Below are 6,960 nucleotides of genomic sequence, written 5' to 3'. Positions count from 1 at the left end.
CTTAAAAAAAGCTGGGACACCCTGTGCAAAACATAAACTCCAGTATTTACAAGGGGTTAGAGGTGATGAAGGAAGGAGCCGCACAAAACAGGAGCGTTTAAAGGCCCCCTCAATTTGCTTTTTAGATAAGCCTAAACCGACTCCAAATTCAAATAATAATTTTCGCGTTATTTTTTTCTTTTTACCAGCAATCGTTAAAGCTAATTCTTCTTTGTCTTCTAGATTTACTATGGAAACATTCAATAGATCGTAGGCAGGAGATAACGCCCAGCCATATGAGGTTTGAATCATAGAAAAATTCTTTAAATGCATATCATTATTTCCTGTAAGATAACTAAACAGCGTTAGCTCATAAAAACGTAGAATATCCAAAAATGTATTATCTGCATATTCCTGGATTGCTTTGCCTATACGCTCCATTGAACCTCTGTACTTGTCGAATGCTTCCAATACTTGAAACATATCTATCATATGAATTTTGGTACCGTCTTCAGCCCTGTCAATTCGTTTTGTGATATAAGATAATTCACCGGAAGAGAGTCTAATAAGAGAATGTTGTACCACGTCTATATTAGAAAGTTCCGCTATCTTCATTGTCAAATCCTCATTGGCTGGCATTTCAGGATAATCTTTTGAAGGTGGTTTAAAAATATAATTACCGCCTAATGCACCTACCACTGTAAACCTCTGATCTTTATGGCTATTTTTCACAACAGACATGGAGAGCTTCGGTTGTACTCCTGGAACAGAAACGCTCCGCTCAACCACATGCTTTGCCAATTCAGACATTTCATCCAGGGAGTATTCTATTTTTGGAGGTTTTTCGGTTCCAAAAAAAGCAAGGCTACATTCAGTATGATAGTCCTGTCCATTCTCAACTTCCTTATAACAATATAAACATCTACTCATCCTGAAGTTCTATTGGTTGAACACTTACAGCTCCTATGCAGTTTTGACAGCAAGCTAATAACAATCCCATCCGGTCGTTTGGATTTATCTTCCAGTTTTTGGAAGCAATATCCAACAACCATCCTTCAGGAATTAAACCTTCAAAAAATGCAAATAAGCGTTTATCCTTATACTCTTCCTTCCTTACAGGCATAGTGAAAGTTATAAACTGATTAGGATACTCTTTCACATAATCTTCATCATATTGAAAAGTAAATGTACCATCGTTCGTTTCGGTCAATAACCCACAGAATAGACTATTATATAGAATATTAGCTTGTCTCATTTCTATCGATATCTTTAAAACTTACAGGCACAAGCTTATGACCGAACATTTTCAAAACCTGATTTACTTTCTCAAGATTCAGGTTCATTTTATTCTGTTCGATTTTTCTTATTACGGTTAATGCTACCCCTGCCCTTTCGGCAAACTCTTCCTGGGTAAGGTTAACCTCTTTTCTTCGGGATTTTACAAACTCTGCCAGCTCAACCATTATATGCTTTAACGTATAATTTTTAGTAAATTTAATAAATTATATGCAATAACATACAATTTATCGAAATTTAATAATTTTATATGTATTTACATATAAAAAAAAGCTATTCTACATTTTTATATGCTTTAACGTATAATTCTATAAACCTGCGAAGTCGTAAAAGAAGTCAGAAAACTCAATAAAAATTTCTTATTTACTTTAGCAATCGTCAGCTTGTAGCCCTTAACCTCTTCGAATACTTCCAAAAGATTATTTCTCCCTGTAATAAAATGATTTTTCAGAAAATTGATGGCAAAAGGAAAACTACCGTTTTTTCCTAATCATTTATTTGTTGGATTTTCAGACGTAAAACTAAAGTCCTAAAAAAACATAAAGTGTCCTTAAAATGAGAAATTAGTTCCGAACGTATTTTTGAATCATATAATCTGTAATATGACAAAGCATAAAGCAATAATCATTTTATTATTTGAAAATAAATTTCTCTTCTTTTTTTTCTCTGGATTACCCTTTTGGATGGATTTTGAATTCTTAGCATTATTGGTTGTGATAAAAATCAAGTAAAGAATTCAAAAGAAATCAAACCAGGATCGGGAGAATATTACTTCCAACGAGGTATTAAAGCAAAAGATGCATATAAAATGCTTAGTATTTTCCAGCAAGGTTTAGAAAATGGAAAAAATGATAATGATACCATTTCCTTATGGTTACATGACGGGATTATTTACACCTTTAATCGTTTGAAGGAATATGATAGTGCCATGACGTTTTCTCACAGAATGGTAGAACAAGCGGGATAACACTCGCTTTGTCGCCCTGGGATATTACCACATTGCTACTATCCACAGAAAACTACATAATTCAAAAGATGCATTTCTATATCATTATCTATCCAGGAAAAATTATTTAAAAATAGGCGATAGTATAAATGCCAGGCAAAGCTCCTTGGAAATGGCTAATGCACAGGCTCGTATGGCTGATTACTCGTGAAGTCAGTAAAATGCTACCTTGGTTTTGAGCTTACTTTCTAATACAAAGGATTCATCTTTTATAAGTAATGCCCACAACCTGATTGCCATCTCCTATAGAAACCGGGGTTTGATGCCATTAGAGAGTATAAGAATGCATTAAGGTTTTCCCGATCTTTAAAAGATAGTCTTTCTTATTTAAATAATATGGCACTAGTATGGCGGGAAGAGCATAATTATGAGAAAGCTTTAAAAACCTTCGATAATATTTTTAAGAACCTAGATGCAGCAGATCCTCCTATCAGTAATTAAAGCCCTTTCAAAATCCAATTTGTTTCGGATTTTACATCATTATCCCTTTTCTTACTTTTGAGTTTTTCAAGCGCCTTATATTGACTAACCTCACTGCAAACTAATTACAAAAATTATTTAAAGTTCTTAATATTTCCGAACTATTATGATTTATATGATTATAACTTTGTAAAGATTTCTGAAGTGATTCTACATAAACACCTGTTCAAAAAATTTCTAAAATTCACACTAAATAAACCTGGTGTTTCCACCTGGCTTCTTTTCATTTTGCTAACTAAACTTAAATAATTATTCATTAATTTCTTCCTCCAAAGATTTACCTTTTGTTTCGGGAAACATTTGTAAAACAAATAACAGTTGGAAGATCATTGCAATAGCAAAAAATCCGAAGGCATAACTACCTCCATTTGGAAAACTTGCAATTATTGGGAATAACCAAGTTAAAACAGCAGCCCAGAACCAGTGAATAAAAGTACCGAAGGATTGACCCGAAGCTCTTACTCTATTTGGAAAAATTTCTGAAATAAATACCCAAATTACTGCCCCTTGAGAAAATGCAAAGCTGGCGATAAATGTTAGAATAGGAATAATTAATAGACCTTTTCCGATTTCCGGCTGATTGAGAAAAAAAGTACTGAAAACAAGGCTAATTATCATTCCAACAGATCCCCAAAGCATTAGCTTTTTTCTACCTATTTTATCTATTAGACTCATTGCAAAAATAGTAAAGATCATATTTACGAATCCTACTGATGCGGCTTGTAAAAAGGCACTATCTTCTGTTAATCCCGACATTTCAAAAATTCTTGGTGCATAGTACATAATCGCATTAATTCCAGAAAATTGATTAAACGTAGCCATTAAAAAAACCAGCAGAATAGGTTTGTAATACTTTTTTTGAAATAGGCTTTCCTTGGTTTCATTTTGATTTAAAGATCTTTTAATGCTGTTAAAAGTAACTTTTGCCTTCAAATCACCTAAATCTGTAAGGATTTGTAAGCCTTTTTCATCCTTCCCCTTTAAAATAAGCCAACGAGGGCTTTTAGGTATAAAAAACGTTAGTATAAAAAAAAGTAATGCAGGAATTGCCTCTACGCCTAACATCCACCTCCAGGCATTAACTGAAATGTGAGTCTTCAGGAAATAATTTGAAATAAATGCCAATAGTATTCCAAATACAATGCTAAACTGAAATAATCCAACCAATCTACCGCGATGCGTGGATGGGGAAATCTCTGAAATATACATTGGAGCTATTACTGAAGATGCACCAACCCCCAAACCTCCTAAAAACCTATAAAATAGAAAAAATTCCCAATTACTGGTAAAGGCACAACCTAAGGCTGATAATCCAAAAAAAGCACCAATAATTAATAAAGATTTTTTTCTTCCCCAATATTGTGCTGGAATAAAAGCAAAAATAGCACCTATTATTGTTCCTATTAAAGCTATTGAATTGGTAAACCCGTGAGCAATTGCATCAAGATCAAAAAACACTTTCAGTCCTTGTTCTGCTCCTGAAATAACCGCAGTATCAAAACCGAATAACAAACCTCCTAAACTCGAAACAATTGCCCCGGTAAGGAGCTTTTTACTTAAACCCATAGATGAATTTTCTAATCGTTATCTGTTTTTACGACCCCAACCATACTATCAGCGGTTCCATAATATAAATACCATTCATCCTCAAAATATACCAGTCCTTCAATAAAAGTAGTTCCATCTTTATATTGTCCAGATTTTTCGAAAGGTAATTCTGGTTTAATAAAGGGTTCATCCGATCTGTCTAATAATTTCCAGGGTTCTTCTGCATCATATAAAGCCTGTCCACCTGTATAAATTCTATTACCCAATTCATCTACTCCTATGTTTTGCGAATTTCCTGCATTATAAAGCACTACAATCCCATCTTCTGTTAATACTGGTGGTGGTCCTGCCTCTACTAACCACGAATCAAAGTAACCAGGACGAGGACTAAGCACGGGCGCTAAATTTCCTTCATAATCTTCAACTGGTTTCCAGTTAATTAAATCTTCAGAACTGGCCAACCAAATATGAGGCACTCCGTAATACATCCAATATTTTCCATTAATTTTAGCGGCTACCAATTTTCCTTCTTTAAGTTCTGTTACAATAGCACCAGATTTTGTTTCAGTATTATGATATTTTCCATCTTTCCATTCCTCGAATATTGGCCCATGCTTTTCCCAATTTCTCAAATCCTTCGAGGTTGCTATTGCCAACCTTGGATATTTTCTATTCCATTGAGTATAGGTCAATACATAGGTCCCATCTTTTGTTTCCACAATTCGTGGATCTTCAGTTCCTCCAGTCCATTCAAATTTTTTCTGATTATCTTTAGCTGGATAAAAAATAGGTTTTTTCTCTCTTTCATATTCCTTTCCATCCTTCGATATGGCAAGGCCTATCCTGGAAGTGTGTCCGCCAATTTCTTTTTCACCTAATTTTTCTTCAGCCCTATATAAAACGTGTATTTTATCGTCTTTTACAATTGCTGCTGGATTAAAAGTTGCCATTGATTCCCAGTTAATAACCTCCCCAGTCATCGGATCTTTAAACTCACTGAGGGTATCTTTTTGGATAATAGGCTTTGCATTCTCAAACCTTTCAAAGGGTCCTAGCATCCATTCTTCTTCTAATTTTTCCTGACCATATCCTAAAACACTGACCAGTAATACGATAATTGTTGATATAAAAAACTTGTTCATTTTCATTTCTGTTTGTTGTTAATAACCTGGATTTTGCTGAATTTGACCTCCACTTCTATCTATCTCTCCCTGAGGAATTGGATATAAATAATTGTAGTCCTGGAAATTTTTTCCCATTTCTGTTAGGACTTCATCTGCAAGCCCCCAACGTTTTAGGTCATTAAATCTATGAGACTCAAAGCCTAATTCTAATCTACGCTCTTTATATAAAATTTGTAAAGCTTCTTCTTGAGAAAAACCAGTATTAGAATACATCTCTAAATCAGAACTTGTACCATCCAATCCAGGAGTGTTTTCTGCACGCATTCTAATCTGATTAATTATTTCAAGACCAGCTTCTACCTGGCCGGTTTCAATTAAGGCCTCCGCTTTCCAAAGTAATACATCTGCATATCTAATATATATTCTGTTCCCTGGGGAATCAGCATTCCCCTTATAACGTCCATCCGTTGTTCCCAATAATTTATGAACGGATTGTTCATCACTTTCTACTGTATATTCTAGCCTTGGATCTTCATTCTCAAAAGCATCGATGAAATCATCCGTAGGAGCGACAAATCCCCATCCCATTAAAGCGGCAAGACCATTTCCTTTACTAGGAGTCTGTCCTTCTTGATGATCATATGCAAAAATAACTTCACTCTCTTGAAACTCTTTTGATACATCAAAAGAGTCAAAATAATGTGGGTTTAAAGCGTAGAAACCCCAAGATTGCAATTCTTCGATATGGCTTATTACAGCATTCCATTCTTCTTGATATAATGCAACTTTCGCTTGCATAGCTTTAGCCGCACCAATAGATACTCTCCACGGTTCTGAAGGTTTTGAGTATTTACTCATAGGCAGCAAGTTTACTGCCGCTGCAAGATCTTCTCTTATCAGATTTAAAACTTCTTGTTTTGGAGTTCTTTCAGAAACTTCATAAGCCGCAGCGAAATTGTCCAAGGGCTCAGTTAAAAGTGGTACATCTCCAAAATAGTTTACTAAATCAAAATAATAGAAAGCTCTGAGAAAATAGGCTTCTCCCAAAAGACGTTTTCTTTCGTCTTCCGTAAGACTTGTTGTTGACAATATTTCATCGTTTTCCAAAATTTCAATAGCTTGATTTGCTCTTGAAATACCTTCATAATCGTAACTCCAAACTCCATTAAATGCCCCATTCAAAGCTGTGAAATTAAATGCTGCGACTTCATCCATCCAGGCCTGATCACCATCAGGATTCCATTTTTTATTCATATCTCCCGCAGCAATATCCTGTAATATAAAATCATTTTTTGTAACCTGACCATCATCCCAGGCCCATTCTCCAACTATATTTAAAGTGGATGAAAGTAATTGATATGTTGAATTAACGCTAGAAATTACTGAGCTTGCCGTTGGATCAGAACTAATTTGATCCTTAGTAATTAACCCTATAACCTGAGTTCGACGTAAGAAAAGTAGTTTTTTAGCATGAAAAAAGCAGAAATATGGTTATATTTAAGTGTCTGAAAACCAAAATACTAACCT

At 34.6% G+C, this 6,960-nt stretch carries 7 protein-coding genes; 1 reads left to right on the top strand and 6 read right to left on the bottom strand.

Features of this window, described 5'->3' with window-relative positions:
• The 3 genes from DET49_RS18155 to DET49_RS18145 all read right to left on the bottom strand — a co-directional run.
• Window positions 1-909, bottom strand: a 909-nt coding sequence (locus tag DET49_RS18155; protein ID WP_133550255.1) for a HipA domain-containing protein, incomplete at its 3' end; no start/stop codon positions are given.
• On the bottom strand, window positions 902-1,234 hold the full coding sequence (locus DET49_RS18150; RefSeq protein ID WP_133550253.1) for a HipA N-terminal domain-containing protein: 333 nt from the start codon (window positions 1,232-1,234) through the stop codon (window positions 902-904). The genes DET49_RS18150 and DET49_RS18155, both read right to left, overlap by 8 nt.
• Window positions 1,221-1,442, bottom strand: a complete 222-nt coding sequence (locus DET49_RS18145; protein ID WP_133550251.1) for a helix-turn-helix domain-containing protein — start codon at window positions 1,440-1,442, stop codon at window positions 1,221-1,223. The genes DET49_RS18150 and DET49_RS18145 overlap by 14 nt, the downstream gene beginning before the upstream one ends.
• Window positions 1,443-2,083: 641 nt before the next feature.
• Here DET49_RS18145 and DET49_RS18545 point away from each other — a divergent pair.
• The gene (locus tag DET49_RS18545; protein ID WP_166636616.1) at window positions 2,084-2,242 is read left to right on the top strand and encodes a hypothetical protein; all 159 of its coding nucleotides are present in this window, start codon (window positions 2,084-2,086) and stop codon (window positions 2,240-2,242) included.
• 768 nt (window positions 2,243-3,010) lie between these two features.
• On the opposite strand, the gene DET49_RS18140 is transcribed toward DET49_RS18545, so the two are convergent.
• The 3 genes from DET49_RS18140 to DET49_RS18130 are packed head-to-tail and all read right to left on the bottom strand — an operon-like array spanning window position 3,011 to window position 6,714.
• The gene (locus tag DET49_RS18140; protein ID WP_133550249.1) at window positions 3,011-4,327 is read right to left on the bottom strand and encodes a sugar porter family MFS transporter; all 1,317 of its coding nucleotides are present in this window, start codon (window positions 4,325-4,327) and stop codon (window positions 3,011-3,013) included.
• Window positions 4,328-4,338: 11 nt separating this feature from the next.
• The gene (locus DET49_RS18135) at window positions 4,339-5,451 is read right to left on the bottom strand and encodes a glycoside hydrolase family 130 protein (RefSeq protein ID WP_133550247.1); all 1,113 of its coding nucleotides are present in this window, start codon (window positions 5,449-5,451) and stop codon (window positions 4,339-4,341) included.
• Between the two features lie 18 nt (window positions 5,452-5,469).
• Window positions 5,470-6,714 carry a RagB/SusD family nutrient uptake outer membrane protein gene (locus DET49_RS18130; RefSeq protein ID WP_410527970.1) on the bottom strand — a complete coding sequence of 415 codons (1,245 nt, stop codon included), beginning with the start codon at window positions 6,712-6,714 and terminating at the stop codon, window positions 5,470-5,472.
• Between the last annotated feature and the right edge of the window lie 246 nt (window positions 6,715-6,960).

The sequence above is a fragment of the Salegentibacter sp. 24 genome, assembly GCF_004362395.1.
Taxonomy (GTDB): domain Bacteria; phylum Bacteroidota; class Bacteroidia; order Flavobacteriales; family Flavobacteriaceae; genus Salegentibacter.
This window is presented reverse-complemented; position numbering and strand designations above follow the sequence as displayed.

What these genes read in the sequence shown, in the direction of transcription:
- DET49_RS18150 (WP_133550253.1), bottom strand. Translation starts at nt 1,234, where the DNA reads ATGAGACAAGCTAATATTCTATATAATAGTCTATTCTGTGGGTTATTG.
- DET49_RS18145 (WP_133550251.1), bottom strand. Translation starts at nt 1,442, where the DNA reads ATGGTTGAGCTGGCAGAGTTTGTAAAATCCCGAAGAAAAGAGGTTAAC.
- DET49_RS18545 (WP_166636616.1), top strand. Translation starts at nt 2,084, where the DNA reads ATGCTTAGTATTTTCCAGCAAGGTTTAGAAAATGGAAAAAATGATAAT.
- DET49_RS18140 (WP_133550249.1), bottom strand. Translation starts at nt 4,327, where the DNA reads ATGGGTTTAAGTAAAAAGCTCCTTACCGGGGCAATTGTTTCGAGTTTA.
- DET49_RS18135 (WP_133550247.1), bottom strand. Translation starts at nt 5,451, where the DNA reads ATGAACAAGTTTTTTATATCAACAATTATCGTATTACTGGTCAGTGTT.